This is a genomic window from Erwinia persicina (genome assembly GCF_014838825.1).
GTDB lineage: Bacteria > Pseudomonadota > Gammaproteobacteria > Enterobacterales > Enterobacteriaceae > Erwinia > Erwinia persicina_A.
This window is the reverse complement of record NZ_JACYMO010000009.1, coordinates 52,258-64,618: the sequence shown is the minus strand read 5'-3', so window position 1 is coordinate 64,618 and position 12,361 is coordinate 52,258. Positions and strand designations below refer to the sequence as shown.

Annotated in this window: 18 protein-coding genes and 1 riboswitch; of the genes, 11 read left to right on the top strand and 7 right to left on the bottom strand. The window is 55.4% G+C overall.

The features are described 5' to 3' along the window. Positions 1-91: 91 nt before the first annotated feature. Complete coding sequence (locus IFU29_RS17985) at positions 92-1,669, top strand: ABC transporter substrate-binding protein (protein ID WP_191935122.1); 1,578 nt, start codon at positions 92-94, stop codon at positions 1,667-1,669. A 56-nt stretch (positions 1,670-1,725) separates the two neighbouring features. Here IFU29_RS17985 and IFU29_RS17980 read toward each other — a convergent pair whose 3' ends face one another. Next, on the bottom strand, positions 1,726-1,920 hold the full coding sequence (locus IFU29_RS17980) for a hypothetical protein (RefSeq protein WP_133846243.1): 195 nt from the start codon (positions 1,918-1,920) through the stop codon (positions 1,726-1,728). 344 nt (positions 1,921-2,264) lie between these two features. On the opposite strand from IFU29_RS17980, the gene IFU29_RS17975 reads away from it, so the two are divergent. The 3 genes from IFU29_RS17975 to IFU29_RS17965 all read left to right on the top strand — a co-directional run bounded on the left by IFU29_RS17975 (position 2,265) and on the right by IFU29_RS17965 (position 4,047). Further along, positions 2,265-2,468: a KTSC domain-containing protein gene (locus IFU29_RS17975; protein WP_191935121.1), complete on the top strand. Its 204-nt coding sequence runs from the start codon at positions 2,265-2,267 to the stop codon at positions 2,466-2,468. Positions 2,469-2,670: 202 nt separating this feature from the next. Further along, a complete protein-coding gene (locus IFU29_RS17970) occupies positions 2,671-2,916 on the top strand; it encodes a hypothetical protein (protein WP_191935120.1) in 246 nt (81 codons plus the stop codon). Between the two features lie 117 nt (positions 2,917-3,033). Further along, positions 3,034-4,047 carry an acyltransferase gene (locus tag IFU29_RS17965; RefSeq protein WP_194710786.1) on the top strand — a complete coding sequence of 338 codons (1,014 nt, stop codon included), beginning with the start codon at positions 3,034-3,036 and terminating at the stop codon, positions 4,045-4,047. Positions 4,048-4,121: 74 nt separating this feature from the next. Here the strand turns inward: IFU29_RS17965 and IFU29_RS17960 are convergent, their stop codons facing one another. Both IFU29_RS17960 and IFU29_RS17955 read right to left on the bottom strand, forming a co-directional pair. After that, complete coding sequence (locus IFU29_RS17960; protein WP_062747898.1) at positions 4,122-4,352, bottom strand: hypothetical protein; 231 nt, start codon at positions 4,350-4,352, stop codon at positions 4,122-4,124. 72 nt (positions 4,353-4,424) lie between these two features. After that, positions 4,425-5,009 (bottom strand): class I SAM-dependent methyltransferase, encoded by a 585-nt coding sequence (locus IFU29_RS17955; protein WP_191935119.1) that lies wholly within the window; start codon positions 5,007-5,009, stop codon positions 4,425-4,427. A 430-nt stretch (positions 5,010-5,439) separates the two neighbouring features. Here IFU29_RS17955 and yjbE point away from each other — a divergent pair, with 430 nt between their 5' ends. Beyond that, positions 5,440-5,682 carry an exopolysaccharide production protein YjbE gene (gene yjbE / locus IFU29_RS17950; RefSeq protein ID WP_062747902.1) on the top strand — a complete coding sequence of 81 codons (243 nt, stop codon included), beginning with the start codon at positions 5,440-5,442 and terminating at the stop codon, positions 5,680-5,682. A 60-nt stretch (positions 5,683-5,742) separates the two neighbouring features. On the opposite strand, the gene IFU29_RS17945 is transcribed toward yjbE, so the two are convergent. Continuing rightward, positions 5,743-6,633, bottom strand: a complete 891-nt coding sequence (locus tag IFU29_RS17945) for a dihydrodipicolinate synthase family protein (RefSeq protein WP_191927289.1) — start codon at positions 6,631-6,633, stop codon at positions 5,743-5,745. Positions 6,634-6,777: 144 nt separating this feature from the next. Here IFU29_RS17945 and IFU29_RS17940 point away from each other — a divergent pair, with 144 nt between their 5' ends. After that, positions 6,778-6,948 carry a hypothetical protein gene (locus tag IFU29_RS17940; RefSeq protein WP_167550588.1) on the top strand — a complete coding sequence of 57 codons (171 nt, stop codon included), beginning with the start codon at positions 6,778-6,780 and terminating at the stop codon, positions 6,946-6,948. Here IFU29_RS17940 and iraP read toward each other — a convergent pair. Then, positions 6,945-7,238: an anti-adapter protein IraP gene (gene iraP, locus IFU29_RS17935; RefSeq protein ID WP_062747906.1), complete on the bottom strand. Its 294-nt coding sequence runs from the start codon at positions 7,236-7,238 to the stop codon at positions 6,945-6,947. The genes IFU29_RS17940 and iraP overlap by 4 nt on opposite strands. Positions 7,239-7,430: 192 nt before the next feature. Here iraP and IFU29_RS17930 point away from each other — a divergent pair, with 192 nt between their 5' ends. Further along, positions 7,431-7,628 (top strand): hypothetical protein, encoded by a 198-nt coding sequence (locus IFU29_RS17930; RefSeq protein WP_062747907.1) that lies wholly within the window; start codon positions 7,431-7,433, stop codon positions 7,626-7,628. Between the two features lies 1 nt (position 7,629). Next, the gene (locus tag IFU29_RS17925; protein ID WP_191935118.1) at positions 7,630-8,379 is read left to right on the top strand and encodes a hypothetical protein; all 750 of its coding nucleotides are present in this window, start codon (positions 7,630-7,632) and stop codon (positions 8,377-8,379) included. Positions 8,380-8,381: 2 nt separating this feature from the next. Here the strand turns inward: IFU29_RS17925 and crcB are convergent, their stop codons facing one another. After that, on the bottom strand, positions 8,382-8,759 hold the full coding sequence (gene crcB / locus IFU29_RS17920) for a fluoride efflux transporter CrcB (RefSeq protein WP_191935117.1): 378 nt from the start codon (positions 8,757-8,759) through the stop codon (positions 8,382-8,384). A 79-nt stretch (positions 8,760-8,838) separates the two neighbouring features. Then, positions 8,839-8,909: riboswitch (Fluoride riboswitch) on the bottom strand. Between the two features lie 125 nt (positions 8,910-9,034). Between crcB and IFU29_RS17915 the strand changes: the two genes are divergently transcribed. Together IFU29_RS17915 and IFU29_RS17910 are read left to right on the top strand one after the other, a co-directional pair. Continuing rightward, positions 9,035-9,748 carry a helix-turn-helix transcriptional regulator gene (locus IFU29_RS17915; protein ID WP_191935116.1) on the top strand — a complete coding sequence of 238 codons (714 nt, stop codon included), beginning with the start codon at positions 9,035-9,037 and terminating at the stop codon, positions 9,746-9,748. Next, positions 9,745-10,668, top strand: coding sequence for a pyridoxal-phosphate dependent enzyme (locus IFU29_RS17910; protein WP_191935115.1), 924 nt, complete (start codon positions 9,745-9,747; stop codon positions 10,666-10,668). The genes IFU29_RS17915 and IFU29_RS17910 overlap by 4 nt, the downstream gene beginning before the upstream one ends. Here the strand turns inward: IFU29_RS17910 and IFU29_RS17905 are convergent. Further along, a complete protein-coding gene (locus tag IFU29_RS17905; protein WP_191935114.1) occupies positions 10,665-11,300 on the bottom strand; it encodes an alanyl-tRNA editing protein in 636 nt (211 codons plus the stop codon). The two genes, IFU29_RS17910 and IFU29_RS17905, sit on opposite strands and share 4 nt — an antisense overlap. A 235-nt stretch (positions 11,301-11,535) precedes the next feature. Here IFU29_RS17905 and IFU29_RS17900 point away from each other — a divergent pair, with 235 nt between their 5' ends. Then, on the top strand, positions 11,536-12,357 hold the full coding sequence (locus tag IFU29_RS17900; protein ID WP_191935113.1) for a shikimate 5-dehydrogenase: 822 nt from the start codon (positions 11,536-11,538) through the stop codon (positions 12,355-12,357). The last annotated feature ends 4 nt before the right edge of the window (positions 12,358-12,361 follow it).

Here is a 12,361-nt window from a genome sequence, read left to right as displayed (position 1 = left end):
TATCAGCTAACCATAGTCAAAACCGGCATTTCCGATCGCATGCTATCCGCCTATAGTCCTGATATCCCTACCCATTCAGGACTATTTTTTTATGCGCAACCTCATTCCCCTGCTCCTTGCCAGCACGCTGGCGTTAAGCCATGCCGCCCTGGCCGCGACCCCTGCTGATACGCTGGTGGTGGCCATCTCGCTTGATGGCATCATCAGCTTCGATCCGGCGGAGAGTTTTGAAACCGTCAGCAACAGCAGCCTGCGCAATATCTATCAGACGCTGGTGTCACCCGAGATCGGCAATGAGCGCCGCCTGTCACCGACGCTGGCCAGCCAGTGGCAAACCGGCAGCACGGAGCGCAGTCTGCGGTTCACGCTCAGGCCCGGGCAAACGTTCGCCAGCGGCAACCCGGTCACCAGCGACGATGTGATTTACTCACTCACGCGAGCGGTGAAGCTCAACAAAACGCCGGCGTTCATTCTTGGGGAATTTGGCTGGACGCCGGAAAACATTGACGCGCAGTTCACCCGGCTAAGTGATACTGAGTTTGAACTGCGCTGGGTGTCCGACATTGGTCAGGATCTGGCGCTGCGTCTGCTCACCTCACCCGTTGCGTCAACGGTCGACAGCAGGCTGGTCAAAAAGCACGTCAGTGAGCAGGATTATGGCAATGCCTGGCTGCGTACTCATTCAGCGGGAAGTGGTGCCTTTACCATCAGTAAGTACCTACCGCAGCAGGCGCTGGTACTGGAAAAGAGTCCTCATGCCCGACCTGCCCCGCATCTGCAGCGGGTGATACTGAAAAGCGTCACCGATGCCGGTTCGCGCCGGCTGCTGCTGGAAAAAGGGGATGCGGATGTCGCCTACGATCTGGGCGCGGACCAGTTTGCCACGCTGAAAAACCAGAGCAATGTGCGCGTCACCAGTTACCCTTCCAGCCTGATTTACTACCTCGGCTTCAACACCCAGGATAAACAGCAACCGGCGCTGGGTAACCCAGCACTATGGCAGGCGGCACGCTGGCTGGTCGATTATGACAGCCTGTCCACGCAGTTGCTAAAAGGTCAGTACCAGACGCATCAGACCTTCCTGCCGGCCGGTTTTGACGGCGCACTGACTAACCAGCCTTTCCACTACGATGTGGCGAAGGCCAAAGCTATCCTGGCTAAGGGGGGAATTAAGCCCGGCACCCGCTTCTCTCTGACCATTATTAATCAACCCCCTTACAGTGATGTGGCGCAGGCGCTGCAGGCCAGCTTTGCCAAAGCCGACATTCAGCTCGATATTGAGCCGGTGGCGGAGTCAGAACTGTGGGGAAAGATGCGTGGACGTCACTTCCAGTCAATTTTCATTTACTGGGGGGCGGATTACGTGGACGCCAACAGCAATGCCAGTACCTTCGCCTATAACGTGGCGGGGGGTCCTAAAACGCTCGCATGGCGCGTCGGCTGGAATATTCCTGAGCTGAGTGCTAAAACGCGTGCTGCGGCGGCAGAAAGCGATGTCAAAAAACGGACGGTGCTCTATCAGGAACTGCAAACTGAAGTGCAGCAGAATTCGCCGTATGTGGTGACATTACAGGGGCAGCAACAGGTAGGGCTGGGTAAAAATATACAGGGGGACTATCAGGGTATTGGCGTCAGCCTGCTCTATTTCGACCGGATCAGTAAAAGGTGATCCTGCCCGGCTACGGGCTGACGCCCGTAGCCAGTGCTGATGGCCGGTAAGGCGACTCAGGAAATAGCAGAGTCCGACGCGTGTTTATGTTTTTCCGCTTCGAAGTGCGTTTTAAACTGCTCATAGATCGAGATCATATTGGCCGCATCGCCCTGCAGTGGGCTTAATTTCCCCGCGCGGACCAGTTCAATCACCAGCTGTAAGGCTGCCTGCTTCGGGCTGTTGGACGGGTGTGCAATTTCGTTCGACATATCTCATTCCGCTAAGTCAGTGTAGCCCGCACTTTAGCAAGTAAGACCGCCCTGCGTCACTCTTTTTGCCTGTTCTTCCCAGCACAAACCTGTACAAAAAAATAATGTTGTACAAGTTTACAGATACGGGTACAGTGGGCCCGTAACGAATTATGCATTTGCATGGCCTCGGGAAGTGTTCGTGGGTTTCCCACTTCCCGAGGCTTATTTTTTCCTTCCGCTTCCCCTTTCATCCCCTGCCATGATCTTTCTGTGCTTAATACTCCCTATCTTTGATTTCAGACAAGGTAAAACTGCGCAAATAGATTAAATTTTAATCACCGCAATTCAGTAAGGGAGGGGATATGAAACGCCAAATGGTAGCCTCATCTGCGATTCACTCTGTCGGTTACGATGCCGAAAAACGAATCCTGGAAGTGCAGTTACTGGACCAGGGCACCTGGACCTACCGCGATGTACCACTGACCACCTGGCATTTTTTTATGGCCGCACCGTCTAAAGGCTCATTCTTCTATCAGCATATCAAGCATCAGTTTTCGCAGCATTAATCCCTGGGAACGCTGGCGGAGACCCGTTAGTTTCCGCCTTTACTTCAGATCCAGATGAATTAAGAGTATTCCCATAGAGATACGCCCCCCTAAACGCCGATATTGCTTCAGCCTTATTGCAGGCAACGGTCGTAATGCGAAAAGTCAGGGTGGCCTGCACTTATTGGCTATGACATTCAAAGGCTAATGGAGGGCATACGCAATGCAACCTTTCCGCGATAAAACACCATTCACTGCCCTCATTCCGCTGATGCTGATCGCGGTATCCAGCCTTTTTACGCCCTTTTCCACGGCAGAGAAAATCGTGATCTCCTTATCACAAGAGCAGGACGGCGGCGATGCAGGCCGCGCCTGTATCTATGTTCACAAGGGGAAAGCCGAGTTTCGCCTCATCCGGCCCGACGAAGCCTGCGCGCCGGAAATCACGGTCAATCAGCAGCGTAGCTGACCCGGCGGAGATTTTTGCAGTAAAGCATCGGACTTTAACGTGGATATGTTACCTTTAGAGCAAGTGAACACCTGCAGATGCCATGCAGTGTAGCCCTCTGGCAAAGGAATCCGTTGTTTGAAAACGCTCAATATTAAAATTTTAACGCTCATCGCCACCTATCTGGTTATTCTGCTTCATACGGCAGCGATACCCTTCAGCTCTTTTCATGTGGCCTGGTCGGTTGCGGTAATGTATGACGTGCTGGGGCGAATTTCGTTCCCCCTGTATTTATTGATTGCCGGTTATATATCGCTAAATAAAACAGAATCTTTATTAAGCACGCTGAAAACGCGCGTCCTCAATTTACTGATCCCCCTTGTTTTATGGACAGTAATCTATTTCATTTATGACAGAAAAATGAATGGCAGTGCGACTTCGTTCAGCCTGCTCGACCTGCTCAGCACCCCGGCCTACGATCACCTGTGGTTTATCTATACCCTGATCCTGCTGTTCCTGGTCACCCCGCTGTTGAACACCTTTATCCAGCACGGTAGCAGGCAGCGTATTAACTACATTCTTACCCTGTGGTTTGCACTGGCATCGGTGTACATGCTGTTTGACCATTTTAAAGAGAGCGTGCTGGAAAATCATCCTGCGCCCACCATCAGCAATATTGATATGGTGATCTACCTTTCCGGATTCTATATTATTGGCGGGGTGGTTCGCCGCTATAAACTGGCCCCGAAGGTCACTATCGCCAGTATTATCTTTATTTTAAGTGCGGTATTAACCGCTGCGATGGGCTATTCCCTGTCGAAAAGCATTGGTGAACCTAACGATATTTTCCTGTTTTATTCCGCTCCGACGATAGTGGTGCTGGCGCTGGCCTGCTTCTTTATGCTGCTGAATGCGCCATTGCGCTTTTCACGACGGACAAATCGGGTCATTCGCCATCTGGCCAGGCTGAGTGTGGGGGTATTCTTTATTCATATGCTGGTACTGGAAACCGTACTGCGTGTCTGGCCAATGAACTTTGAGAACTACAACTCCGCATTTAGCATCCCGCTGGTAGCGTTGGTCTGCTATGCCCTGTCAGCGCTGCTGATTGCCGTACTGGATCGCATCCCCGGACTCAGGCGTCTGACCTGATATCATGGCCGTTCAGATCCTTCCTGAACGGCCGCTGATAGCCGGTCGCAGACGTACCGGTTACTGGCAGGTTATCAGAACCGTGCCTCCGCAAATTTTTGCGGCTGATTAATTGCCCGACGGGCAATCCAGTAGAGTAAAATGCGTTCGTCATCCTGATCCTGATCCGCCATCGCCAGCAGCTTTAAGCCCAGCGTGGATTTGTTAACCGGCTGCCCTGTAATACTCAGATCGACAACCGCTTTCCCAATGATATTGCACACCTCTTCTTCACTTGAAACCATCACTACATCATCAGTGCTCATTACTTCCTCCTCTTGGGTTAAAGATTAAGCATAGCAAAGCTACGGTAATCGACCGCCAGAGTCGGATCTATCTCATTTTCCGCGACTGGCCCAGGGGATTTGCGACAGGGAGTGACCACGATAGACCCAGGCCGGCGGCAGGTTCGCCAGCACACGCGTCCGGTTCCAGGCAAAATAACCGGAGAGCAGCGGCTCACAGAGAGAAGTGTACTGGAACTGAACAAACACGCCGTCGGCACTAAGCTGTGAGGCCGCCTGCTGCAATATACGGTGGCGTACGTCATGGGGCAGCGACAGCAGCGGCAGGCCGGAAAAAATGGCATCGAATTCTCCCTTCAGCGTTTCTGCCGACTCCCCAATCACCTGCAAGCGGGGATCCTGCAGTGCCATCAGTCGCGGATGAAAGCGCGGATTGGTCTCGAAGGTTAACAGCGTCGCCTCCGGCCGCATCCGGGTAAGCAGATGGCGGGTCAACACGCCATCACCGGCGCCCAGTTCAGCAATACGCAGACTTTCCTGCCAGTCCACAGCATCCGACATGGTTTTGCATAAGGCTTTTGATGAAGGCGCAATGGTACCGGTCTTGCGCGGGTCAGAAATAAACTCCTGCAAATAGCCGGTCTTATCTTTGATATATGACAGTGCGGATAGCAACATACTTCCCCTCAGTTCAACACGGCAGTCTTCAGTAGGCCATAAGTGACTCAACAAGTTCTTAAAAACCTGCTCTGTTTGGCTAAAACCAGGATTAATCGCAAATGGCCGCAGGAAGAGATCGCGCGGTTCGGCGGGCGGAGAGGATATTCTGAAAATGAGACGGTGATTCCAGCTTCAGGCGGCCACATTTCACAACCAGCCTTATCCGTCCCTGACAGGAGAAAGTTCTTATTACGCGCTGTCCGTTGCTCGGCAGTAAAGATGACCGTTTGATGACAGCAATAAAAGGTCAGTATTGGCTGGATCTTTTTTCCCGCCACGGTCGCTGGAGTCGGTCTGACACCGTCGTGAGATGCCCATATCAACCCCTGTCAAATCTGATTATTCTTCTCCGGCAGCACCTGCTGTCTTCATGCCCGAGGATAATAAAATGAAATACGCTAAATCAGTTTTTCTGCTGCTATTGCTGGCAGGAAGTGCCAATACCTGGGCCGTTACCGGTGCAGGTGAGGCAGCAGGAAGTAGTGCATCGACCATGTCAGACGGCACGTCAGATGCCGTTGGCGTCGGTGTGGTTGCTGCTTTGCTGGGCGTAGCGCTGGCCACATCAGGCGGCGGCGATGGCTCCAATACCGGCACCACGACCACCACAACATCGACAGTTTCACGTTAGTTATTTTTCAACACACAGCACGTAATGGCCCTGCGCATGCGCCGGGCCATTTCTGATCGCTCACACGACGTTGGGCATGTCTTTCAGTACCTGCTCAACCCGCCTGCGCTCTGCGCTGTCGAGCCCGAGCAACGGCCGGGGCAGAACCGGCTGGCAGATCCCCAGAATATCCGCTGCCGCATACATCACACGCAAACTGCTCAGGCTCTGAAAAAGCTGCCACAGCGGTTCAAACTGCTGGTTCAGCTCGGCGACCCGCTCTGCCTCTCCCGCCTGGGCGGCCCGGGTTAACGCCAGCGCTGGCTGCGGCAGCAGGCCGCCAACCACGCTAAACCACACATCGCCTCCGCCCAGCAATGCCCCGGCTGCAAACCAGTCGCCGCTGTAGCCGACCGCAAACTCCGCAGGAAACAGGTCGCGCAGCGCCGTCACATCCTGTTCACCGATACCACTCTGACCCGGCTGTTTCACCGCACGGATCTGCTTCAGCGTGCCCAGTCGCTGAAGCAGACGATGGCTAAAGGTAAAATGCGTGGTTCCCGGGTTATTGTAGACACAGACAGGCAGTCCGGTGGCACCGGCCACACTGGCATAGTGTTGAAACACTTCTTCTTCGCCCAGAGGGGTATAAGAAACCGGGGCCAGTAAAATACCTTTCGCCCCCGCGCTTTCAGCATCCTGCGCCAACAGGCAGGCTTCATCGGTGCGCAGTGCCCCGGCACTGGCGATAACCGGTATATCCGGCCCCAGACAGGCCACAGCAGCTTCAATGGCCCGCCGCTTCTGGTCACGGCTCAGATAAGCATACAACCCGGTGCTGCCGGGCAGGCCGACTGAGTCCACACCCGCCTGTTTCAACCGCAGCAACACCTTTTCCAGCGCCGGTATATCCACCACACCGGCTGCATCAGTCGGTGTGATGGGGAAAGCAGAAAGCCCCTTGAACTGCATGAATGACACTCCTGAAATGGCCAGCCTGACGCTGGCAATGGGTGGGTGAAATCAGAATCGTACAGCCGGGCACACGCGGAACACACCCGCTTCGTCCAGTCGCCTATACTTGAATCAGTTCCTAATCTGTCAAAGGAGTGAGTGATGTTAATCGGCTTCGTATTACTCGTCAGTGCCTGTGGATATGACGCCTGTGACGCACTGCCGGTGTCAGAGCATATTTACCCCACCCGGTACGATTGTGAACAGATGGCCGAACGTATTCTTGCACGCCGCCCCAACGTCGTGCTGCTGTGTGGGGAGGTTTATCGTTAGCTGTTTTCTGTCGCCGCTGCGTCATCGACAAACCGCGTCACCGCCAGCAAACGGTTGACGTGCGTTAACAGCAGATCCACATCTGTCTGTAAAAAACCATCACCGCTCTGTGATGCAGCCAGAACAGCGTTCTGAATATTTTCGGAAATGGAGGCCGATCCGTCTTTACCCGCCGTTAGCAGCAGCGCGGCAATGAGCAGGGATTGGGCCTCGACCTGGGCTGTCAGCTCTTTAGTATCTACATCCATTTTGGCGAGCTTCATTAAAATATCGATGACCAGTTGCTTCATGTTGTTATTATCCTCATAAGATTATTCGTATGAAATTACCACCCTGATCGAAGCGGGTAAACAGGACAGTCCACAAGAAAGATCAATTCGTCGCATTTTCCGATAATGTCTGAGTGACGACTTTCACCCTCATCTGATAGCGCAATCGCTACTCTGCTGCCAGGCTTCCCCGAAACCCGCAAAGGAGAGACTATGTTCCGTTTTATTTGTTCACTGTTTTCCAGCCCTGAATCCCTGCTCCAGGTGATGAGCCAGCGTGATATCGCCGAATCCATTGAGGACGGTGATCGCATCCTGATTGATGAAGATGGCTGCGCTATGGTTAACTTTTCCAGCTATGAAGTGCATGAAGATTTTGCCCGGCACGTTAATACGTTAAAAGGGGCCTGAGATGGGAACAGCAATATTTATGGTGCTGATGGTGTGCGGCTACTGGTACACCAGTCGCGATCTTTCCACCCGTTTTAAAATCAAACGCTCCTTTGGCTGGGATGTCTACTTCCTGGTGGCGCTGTACGGTTGCATCTTTGTTCTGCAGGGCGTGCTGGCAACCGGTCTGATCTGGCTGGTACTGCTGGCTGCATCCGCCTTATTCAACGCCATCCCGCAGCTGGCCGACGGGTTGCATCATCAGTGGCAGATCGAATTTATGACCTGGAGCTTCTTAGGCATTCAGGCACCGGTCGTGGTCATGCTGGCTTTTGCCGTGTCCTTCTGCCTTTATCGCTCGAGCTGGTCTGGCAGTGCCCGTTTGGACAGCAACGGCCGAAAAAAACTGTATAAAAAGCTCTCCCGCGCCAACGGCGTTGAAGGGCTGCTGTTTCAGTGTATGGAAGAAGGCGAACTGGCGTGGATCACACTGAAGTCCCGGCGCATCTATATCGGCATGATCCACGCGGCCTCCTATGACAATATGGCCACCGCCAACGTAGTGCTGATCCCGATGCTGAGTGGCTACCGCGACGGTAAAAAACTCAATTTATGCGTTGAGCACAATTACAGCCGCTGGTATGCCGAACACGACATTACGCTGGATTCGGAGCCGAAGTCAGCCATGGCCTTCCGCAAAGTGATTATGCTGGATCAGATAGAGAGCCTGTCACTGTTTGACCCGGCCAGCGCCAGCGCACTGGCCAGCTGAGACTAAAACAGCACCGAGATCAGCCAGAAACCGGCAAACGTCATCAGCAACGATCCGATAACGTGGATCAGCACCGACGCCATGGCCCACAGATAGCTGCCGGACTGCATCAGCGTGACCACCTCCAGTGAAAAGGTGGAAAACGTCGTCATACCGCCACACAGGCCGGTGGTGATCAGCAGCTTCCAGGCGGGATCGATGCCCGGGTGGCGCACAAACCACGCCACCGTGGCCCCGATGATAAATCCGCCTATCAGGTTGACCAGCAGCGTGCCGGGTGGCAGGTTGGGAAACAGGGCATTCAGCCGCACGGCCAGCAGCCAGCGAATGACACAGCCCGCGCAGCCGCCGATCATGACGGCCAGTAAAGGTTTCAGCATAAGATCCTCAGGGTAAAGAGGAAGGTGCCAGCAGGCAGATTTAGCACAGCCTGAAAACACCGACCTCGTCAAAGCGTCAGGGTTATCAGGCGTCATCAGCCCGGACAGTCGGGCGGTTGGGAAAGGTGGAACACCATCACCTTATGGCCATTAAGATAATCAGCGGCTGGCAATTTTGCAAGCCGCTGCTTGCCGCCAATAAATCAACACTTTGTTGATAACCATACAATGCGTTGATATTCTGCTCACTCAGTCCCCTTTACCACCGAGATATTATGTCCGCCCCTTCTCCTGATATCCGCCATGAGCGCGCCCTGATCCTGCAAACCCTGCACGCTGCCGTGACGGCACTGGGCAGCGTCGTCGGCCGCAATACAGAAATTGTCCTGCACGACCTGGAGCACCCGGAACAATCCGTGCTGGCCATTGCCAACGGCCACGTTACCGGCCGGAAAGAAGGCAGCCCGGTACTGGCTGTCCCCGCTGAAGATCAGGGCCTGCGGGCGTTAATTAACGAGACATCCCCGGTGGATGACACTACCCCTACGGTGATCCCGGACTACCCCACCCGCGGCAGGCAGGGGCAGACGCTACGCAGCGCAACGGCGCTGTACCGCGACAGTAGCGGGCGGGCGTTTGCTGCACTTTGTATAAATACCGATAACAGTGAGCTGCTGGCGGCCAGGCGCTGCCTCGACAGCCTGCTGAACAGCACAGACAGCCCGCCAGCTGCGGCTGAGGAGGGGGCCGATATGGCGCAGCTGATGGCCGATATTATCGCTGACTCACTCAGCGAGCTGAACAGCGACCTGCGCCATTCACGTAAACAGGCCAAGCTGGCGGCCGTACGAAAAATGCAGGAACGCGGCATGTTTATTGTGAAAGGCGGTATTGAAAAAGCCGCAGCTGCCCTCGGCGTTACCCGCTATACCATTTACAACTATCTGGATGAAATCCGTGATGAACAGCAGCCCGGGAGTCCGTCATGAGCCTGCATATTGCCACCCCACTCCTCACCTCCCGCCCGCTGAGCCTGCTGACCGGCCGCAACGTGCTGCTGAAAATGGAGGCGTTACAGCCGCCGGGGTCATTCAAAATTCGCGGCATCGGTCTGGCGTGTGAAACATGGCAGCACCGCGGGGCGCGTCGCTTTGTCTCCTCATCGGGGGGCAATGCCGGGCTGGCCGTGGCCTGGGCAGGACGGCATCTGGGCGTCCCCGTCACCGTAGTGGTGCCGGAAACCACCTCCCTGTGGGCGCAGCAGCTGCTGCAACAGGAGCTGGCGGAGGTGATTGTCCACGGCAGCTCCTGGCAGGAAGCGAATCAGCACGCGCTGTCACTGTTGACTACGCAGGATGCGTTTCTGCACCCCTTTGACGATCCGCTGCTGTGGCAGGGGCATGCCACCATGATTGATGAAGTGGCGCAGAGCGGCGTCCGGCCTGATGCCGTGGTACTGTCGGTGGGCGGCGGCGGCCTGCTGGCCGGTGTGGTGGCAGGGCTGCAGCGTAACGGCTGGCAGGATGTACCCGTGCTGGCGGTGGAAACCGAAGGGGCCGCCTCTTTTCACGCGGCAATGGCAGCCGGACACCCGGTCGAACTGGACGGTATTCACAGCATCGCCTCATCGCTGGGCGCAAAACGGGTCTGTGACCAGGCACTGCGCTGCGCCAGCGAACATCCGGTACACAGTCTGCGGGTATCGGATCGGGCGGCAGTCAACGCCTGCCTGCGCTTTCTTGACGATCACCGCATACTGGTGGAACCGGCCTGCGGGGCAAGTCTGGCGGTGCTCTACGAGGCACATCCGCAGCTCGTCGCGTATCAAAATTTGCTGGTGATTGTCTGCGGCGGGGCGACCAGCAGCATCGAACAGCTGCAAACGGCCGCGACCGCACTGCGTGGCTAGTCGCCTTCCACTTCGTACTGGACGGACAGTTGCCCTTTCTTCTCTTTAACGCCGGTGATATGCACCCGGCCAACCTGCGCGGTGGTCAGCACATGTGTGCCGCCGCAGGCAAAGGCGGGAAGTGAGCCCCAGGTGACTTTGCGCAGTCCTGCCTGCTCACTCAGAACCCGGGGAAGGTCCGCTGCCACCAGCGCACGCGTCAGCTGCTCCAGCGCGTCTCTCTCCACCGGCTCCGGCGCTATTCCGGGGGCGAAAACTATCCGTCCGGCACCGGGGCGGTGATCGCCTTTGGTGGCATGCCAGCCAAACTGTTCACCGGCGACGCCGATCAGATGCCCCGCAGAATGCATCCGGGTGTGACGTTTACGCACCTCTCCGTCGACGAGGAGAGTCACCGGCCCGACAGGTAACGGCGTTGCCAGCAGGTGGACCACCTCTCCCTCTTCCTGACTGACTTTCACCACCTCTGCGCCGCCCAGCGTCCCCCGATCGGCGGGCTGGCCGCCGCCCTGAGGATGAAACAGTGTGGAAGAGAGAATAACCCGGTAATGATCGCTGTCATCCGGTTCACAGCGCAGGACCTCGGCGGTCATTGCAAGGCTGTCGCTGTGGTAATAGGCTTTTTCCGTCATGGCTCGGACTCACTCAACAGGGGAACAGAGGCTGTAAATTAGCATTCACTTGGGATAAATTAAACAAAATGTTGAATAAAACTGTGTTTAACGGATTTTTATCAACAAATTTAATAAATTTAGTTTTTTCTCGCCCAACGCCGGAAAAGGGGAAAGGCATCCGCCCATTCTGCCGTTTTTAATCCCGTCATTTTTAGTCCATGCTGGTAGCCCCCTTTCTTTCAGAGACGATGCTATGACCAGATATCTGAACAAAGACACGCAGGTCTGTATGTCACTGGCGGCGCGCCCAGGCAACTTTGGCACCCGTTTCCATAATTATCTGTACGACGCTCTCGATCTTGATTACCTCTATAAAGCCTTTACGACTGAGGATCTGACAGCGGCGATCGGCGGCGTGCGGGCGCTGGGTATTCGTGGCTGCGCTATCTCTATGCCGTTTAAAGAGCAGTGTATCCCCCTGCTGGACGAACTGGATGCCTCTGCCAGCGCCATCAGCTCGGTGAACACTATCGTCAATACGGATGGCTATCTGAAGGCGTATAACACTGACTATATCGCCATCGTCAGCCTGCTGAAGCAGTATCAGGTCAATACCGGGCTGACATTCGCACTGCGCGGTAGCGGCGGTATGGCTAAAGCCGTTGCCTGTGCCTTAAAAGACAGCGGATTCAGTCAGGGAGTGATCGTTGCACGTAATGAGACCCGGGGCCGTGAGCTCGCTGCACTATACGGTTTTGAATGGCGTGCCAGCCTTGATGGATTACAGCCCGGACTGCTGATCAATGCCACCCCTACCGGCATGGCTGGTGGTGCGGATGCTGATGCGCTGTCGTTTGATCAGGCCACCGTGGACGCTGCCAGCGTGGTCTTCGAGGTGGTCGCCCTGCCTGAACTGACGCCGCTGGTGCGCTATGCCCGCGCCCGGAACAAAACCACGATCGTCGGTTCTGAAGTGTTTGCCATTCAGGCCGTCGAGCAGTTTGCACTGTATACCGGGGTGCGCCCGGATGATGCGCTGTTCCGTCAGGCGGCAGAGCACGCGCGCCAGGGATAAGATC

Coding starts and splice junctions, on each gene's coding strand:
- IFU29_RS17985 (WP_191935122.1), top strand. CDS start 92: ATGCGCAACCTCATTCCCCTGCTCCTTGCCAGCACGCTGGCGTTAAGC.
- IFU29_RS17980 (WP_133846243.1), bottom strand. CDS start 1,920: ATGTCGAACGAAATTGCACACCCGTCCAACAGCCCGAAGCAGGCAGCC.
- IFU29_RS17975 (WP_191935121.1), top strand. CDS start 2,265: ATGAAACGCCAAATGGTAGCCTCATCTGCGATTCACTCTGTCGGTTAC.
- IFU29_RS17970 (WP_191935120.1), top strand. CDS start 2,671: ATGCAACCTTTCCGCGATAAAACACCATTCACTGCCCTCATTCCGCTG.
- IFU29_RS17960 (WP_062747898.1), bottom strand. CDS start 4,352: ATGAGCACTGATGATGTAGTGATGGTTTCAAGTGAAGAAGAGGTGTGC.
- IFU29_RS17955 (WP_191935119.1), bottom strand. CDS start 5,009: ATGTTGCTATCCGCACTGTCATATATCAAAGATAAGACCGGCTATTTG.
- yjbE (WP_062747902.1), top strand. CDS start 5,440: ATGAAATACGCTAAATCAGTTTTTCTGCTGCTATTGCTGGCAGGAAGT.
- IFU29_RS17945 (WP_191927289.1), bottom strand. CDS start 6,633: ATGCAGTTCAAGGGGCTTTCTGCTTTCCCCATCACACCGACTGATGCA.
- IFU29_RS17940 (WP_167550588.1), top strand. CDS start 6,778: ATGTTAATCGGCTTCGTATTACTCGTCAGTGCCTGTGGATATGACGCC.
- iraP (WP_062747906.1), bottom strand. CDS start 7,238: ATGAAGCAACTGGTCATCGATATTTTAATGAAGCTCGCCAAAATGGAT.
- IFU29_RS17930 (WP_062747907.1), top strand. CDS start 7,431: ATGTTCCGTTTTATTTGTTCACTGTTTTCCAGCCCTGAATCCCTGCTC.
- IFU29_RS17925 (WP_191935118.1), top strand. CDS start 7,630: ATGGGAACAGCAATATTTATGGTGCTGATGGTGTGCGGCTACTGGTAC.
- crcB (WP_191935117.1), bottom strand. CDS start 8,759: ATGCTGAAACCTTTACTGGCCGTCATGATCGGCGGCTGCGCGGGCTGT.
- IFU29_RS17915 (WP_191935116.1), top strand. CDS start 9,035: ATGTCCGCCCCTTCTCCTGATATCCGCCATGAGCGCGCCCTGATCCTG.
- IFU29_RS17910 (WP_191935115.1), top strand. CDS start 9,745: ATGAGCCTGCATATTGCCACCCCACTCCTCACCTCCCGCCCGCTGAGC.
- IFU29_RS17905 (WP_191935114.1), bottom strand. CDS start 11,300: ATGACGGAAAAAGCCTATTACCACAGCGACAGCCTTGCAATGACCGCC.
- IFU29_RS17900 (WP_191935113.1), top strand. CDS start 11,536: ATGACCAGATATCTGAACAAAGACACGCAGGTCTGTATGTCACTGGCG.